Origin of the sequence: Plasticicumulans sp., from assembly GCF_035331805.1 — a bacterium.
In the GTDB taxonomy this organism is placed as follows: domain Bacteria; phylum Pseudomonadota; class Gammaproteobacteria; order Competibacterales; family Competibacteraceae; genus Plasticicumulans.
Genome location: NZ_DAOLKE010000295.1, coordinates 1463 through 4351 on the forward strand (window position 1 = coordinate 1463; position 2889 = coordinate 4351).

Consider the following 2889-nt stretch of genomic DNA (forward strand, 5'->3'; position numbering starts at 1 on the left):
CGCGTCATCCGCAAGCCGCCGGGACGGCTTCGGCGGTGGCGGCCGGTCGGACGGGGGGATCCGCGCCGGATCGGCATCCGGACGACCATCGGGATCGGTGCGTGCCGGGGCGCCTGCGCGGTCCGTGCCGGCTGCTCCGCCTGCATCGGCAGCCTCGGTGCGAGGCCGCACACCCGCTTGCACGCGCGCTCAGGAAGCCTGAGCGGGCTCCGGGGGCGAGCCGACGACCGGCTCGTGGCGTCGCGCGCACGCGCTACAGTGCTCCATCCCCCCTCACCGGAACCCCGCCGTGGACCAGACCGAAGCCGTTGCCGCGCTCGGCGCCCTCGCGCAGGACAGCCGCCTCGCCATCTTCCGCCTGCTGGTGCAGGCCGGTCCGCCCGGATTGCCGGCCGGACAGATCGGTGAACGGCTCGGACTGGCGCCGGCAACACTGTCGTTTCACCTGAAGACGCTGCGCGCCGCCGGGCTGGTCGAGCAGCGCCGCGACGGCCGCTCGCTGATCTATGCCGCCGACTTCGCGCGCATGCAGGCCCTGCTCGGCTACCTGACCGAACACTGCTGCCAGGACGACCCGGGCGTCTGCGGGCTGGCCGCGCCGACGAATGAGGACTGCGGCTGCGGCGGATGACGGGGGAAAGCCGCAGTACGCGCGCGGTTCGCTGCGGCTTGCCTCGCCGGCAGGCGGCGACCGGTTTTCCGCAACACGGAAGTTGCAGCATGGCAGGCTGAGGATTTTGATATTTCCATAAACATGGAAATATAATCGCTGCATCCACCCCCGGAGCCTGCCCATGAGCCCCACGCCCGCCGCTCACGTCCATCACGTGCTGTTCCTCTGCACCGGCAACTCGGCCCGCAGCATCCTCGCCGAGGCGCTGCTCAATCACTGGGGCGGGGGACGCTTCCGGGCGTACAGCGCCGGCAGCTTCCCGGTCGGGCGCGTCAATCCGCGCGCGCTGGCGCTGCTCGAACATCTGGGGATGCCGACCGAAGGGCTGCGCTCGAAGTCCTGGGACGAGTTCGCCGGGCCGGAGGCGCCGGCGCTCGATTTCGTGTTCACGGTCTGCGATGCGGCGGCCGGCGAAGTCTGCCCGATCTGGCCGGGGCATCCGGTCACCGCGCACTGGGGCGTGGCCGACCCGGCGGCGGTCGAGGGCAGCGAGACCGAACAGATGGCGGCCTTCCGCGAGGCGTTCCGGGTGCTCGAAAACCGCATCAAGGCCTTCACGGCCCTGCGCCCCGAGGCCCTCGACCGGCTGGCACTGAAGCAGCAGGTCGATGCGATCGGGCGCCAGGGCTGATACCGATCCCGCGGCCAGGGCGCGCAGAGCCCCGGCGTTCATCGGGCTGCAAAGTCCGTCCACCGATTCCTTCCCCACCCCCGGAGCCACCGCCATGAAACGCTTCCATGTCCATCTCGCCGTCGAGGATCTCGCCGCCTCGGTGCGCTTCTACACCGCGCTGTTCGGCTGCGGGCCGGGCGTGCTCAAGGACGATTACGCGAAGTGGATGCTGGAGGACCCGCGCGTGAACTTCGCGATCAGCGCCCGCGGCCGGGCGGTCGGGCTCGATCATCTCGGCTTCCAGGTCGGCGATGCCGAAGAGCTTGCCGCGGCGTACGCGCAGCTCGCGCAGGCCGGGGCGCCGGTCATTGAGCAGGCCGGCACGACCTGCTGCTATGCGAAGTCCGACAAGCAGTGGGTGCACGATCCGCAGGGCATCGCCTGGGAGACCTTCCTGACGCTCGGCGAGGCGACGCACTACGGCGCCGACCTGCCGGCGACCGCGACTGCCTGCTGCGCACCGCCGGCAGCCCCGGCGAAGCCGGTTGCGATCGCGGTCGTGGCCGGGGCGCCGGAAGGCGGCTGCTGCACGCCGAAGGCCGGCAGCGGCTCCGGCTCCGCTTCCGGCTGCTGCTGACGGGGGTGTGCGCATGGCTTCCGTCTCCCGCCGCCTGTCGTTCCTCGATCGCTGGCTGACGCTGTGGATCTTCGCGGCGATGGCGATCGGCGTGGCCTGGGGGCATTTCTTCCCCGGCATCGCCGGCTTCTGGCAGGGCCTGTCGAGCGGCACGACCAGCTGGCCGATCGCGATCGGGCTGATCGTCATGATGTATCCGCCGCTCGCGCGCGTGCGCTACGAGGCGCTGCCGCAGGTGTTCCGCAACACGCGCGTGCTGCTGCTGTCGCTGCTGCAGAACTGGGTGATCGGGCCGCTGCTGATGTTCGCGCTCGCCGTGCTGCTGCTGCCGGATCAGCCGCATTACATGGCCGGGCTGATCCTGATCGGGCTGGCGCGCTGCATCGCGATGGTCATCGTCTGGAATGAGCTCGCGCGTGGCGACACCGAGTACTGCGCCGGGCTGGTGGCCTTCAACGCGCTGTTCCAGGTGCTGTTCTTCCCGGTGTATGCGTGGCTGTTCCTGAGCGTGCTGCCGGGCTGGCTCGGACTTGAAACCTTCAAGGTCGAAGTCTCGATCGGCGAGGTGGCGTGGACGGTGTTCGTGTATCTCGGCATTCCGTTTCTCGCCGGTTTCGTGACGCGGCTGGTGTTGCGCCGGATGAAGGGCGATGACTGGTACCGGACGGTGTTCGTGCCGCGCATCTCGCCGCTGACGCTGATCGCGCTGCTGTTCACGATCCTCGTGATGTTTTCGCTGAAGGGCGAACTGATCGTGCGCCTGCCGCTCGACGTACTGCGCATCGCCGTGCCGCTGGCGATCTATTTCGTCGCGATGTTCCTGCTGAGCTTCGCGCTCGGACGACGCTACGGCGCGCCCTACGGCCAGACCGCGACGCTGTCGTTCACGGCCGCGAGCAACAACTTCGAACTGGCGATCGCGGTCGCCGTCGCGGTGTTCGGCCTGAACTCCGGCGAAGCCTTCGC

General features: G+C 69.6%; 4 protein-coding genes. All 4 read left to right on the forward strand.

Translation table 11 applies throughout. From position 1 onward, the window contains the following. The first annotated feature begins 289 nt into the window (after positions 1–289). Positions 290–631, forward strand: a complete 342-nt coding sequence (locus tag PKE44_RS15560) for a metalloregulator ArsR/SmtB family transcription factor (protein WP_324552915.1) — start codon at positions 290–292, stop codon at positions 629–631. A gap of 163 nt (positions 632–794) precedes the next feature. Beyond that, positions 795–1304, forward strand: coding sequence for an arsenate reductase ArsC (locus tag PKE44_RS15565; protein WP_324552918.1), 510 nt, complete (start codon positions 795–797; stop codon positions 1302–1304). 94 nt (positions 1305–1398) lie between these two features. Continuing rightward, entirely contained in the window at positions 1399–1923 is a 525-nt protein-coding gene (locus PKE44_RS15570; RefSeq protein ID WP_324552921.1) for an ArsI/CadI family heavy metal resistance metalloenzyme, read from the forward strand. Between the two features lie 13 nt (positions 1924–1936). Then, positions 1937–2889, forward strand: a 953-nt coding sequence (arsB, locus tag PKE44_RS15575) for an ACR3 family arsenite efflux transporter (RefSeq protein WP_324552924.1), incomplete at its 3' end; no start/stop codon positions are given.

What these genes read in the sequence shown, in the direction of transcription:
- PKE44_RS15565 (WP_324552918.1), top strand. Translation starts at nt 795, where the DNA reads ATGAGCCCCACGCCCGCCGCTCACGTCCATCACGTGCTGTTCCTCTGC.
- PKE44_RS15570 (WP_324552921.1), top strand. Translation starts at nt 1,399, where the DNA reads ATGAAACGCTTCCATGTCCATCTCGCCGTCGAGGATCTCGCCGCCTCG.